The 724-nt window shown below is 69.9% G+C and carries 1 protein-coding gene and 1 pseudogene; one reads left to right on the plus strand and one right to left on the minus strand.

The genetic code is table 11. The annotated features are described in order from the left end of the window. Window positions 1-145 (minus strand): annotated as a pseudogene (locus EAO73_RS37470) (MerR family transcriptional regulator); the annotation flags it as partial. Between EAO73_RS37470 and EAO73_RS35360 the strand changes: the two are divergent. Next, window positions 90-428: a MerR family transcriptional regulator gene (locus EAO73_RS35360; protein WP_224756602.1), complete on the plus strand. Its 339-nt coding sequence runs from the start codon at window positions 90-92 to the stop codon at window positions 426-428. The pseudogene EAO73_RS37470 and the gene EAO73_RS35360 sit on opposite strands and share 56 nt — an antisense overlap. Window positions 429-724: the final 296 nt, after the last annotated feature.

Consider the following 724-nt stretch of genomic DNA (forward strand, 5'->3'; position numbering starts at 1 on the left):
GGCACTGTCCGACCTCGGCCAGGTACTCGCTCATCGCGTCGCGGTTGCGGACGAGGACGTCGATCCGCTCGCTGAGCCGGTCCCGCTCGGTGGTCAGCAGGGCCAGCATCTCCGGTGTCGCGTCGGGGAAGTGGATCGACCGGGGCCCGAACGGGTACCGGGAGTACGACGAGCGCTACGTGGACCGCGTCAACCAGATCCGCGGCCTGCTGGACGCGGGGCTCCCCACGCGCATCATCAAGCAGATCCTCCCGTGCCTGGACAAGCCCCGGTCGATCCACTTCCCCGACGCGACACCGGAGATGCTGGCCCTGCTGACCACCGAGCGGGACCGGCTCAGCGAGCGGATCGACGTCCTCGTCCGCAACCGCGACGCGATGAGCGAGTACCTGGCCGAGGTCGGACAGTGCCGGGCGCCGACGCCTTAGGGCCGTCAACAACGCGCCCACCTGTGGTCATGTGCTCGAAGGACACCTGTAGGCCAGCCGGATCCGGCCATTCAATGGCCGAAGAGTGATCTTCAGTCCGCCCGTCCGCCCTGCCGATGCAGGAGGCACCGCCCTCCCGAAGGAGGCTGCCATGGGCGACACACTCCTGATCCTGTCCATCCCCGCGCTGCTCCTCGCCAGCGGCCTCTACACGGTGGCGAGCACCTGGTGGAGGCGCCGGCATCCCGCGCCGCCGTCCCCGTACACCCAGCAGGCCGCGCGACTGGCCGAGGGCC

It is taken from the genome of Streptomyces sp. col6 (assembly GCF_008042035.1).
In the GTDB taxonomy this organism is placed as follows: Bacteria; Actinomycetota; Actinomycetes; order Streptomycetales; family Streptomycetaceae; genus Streptomyces.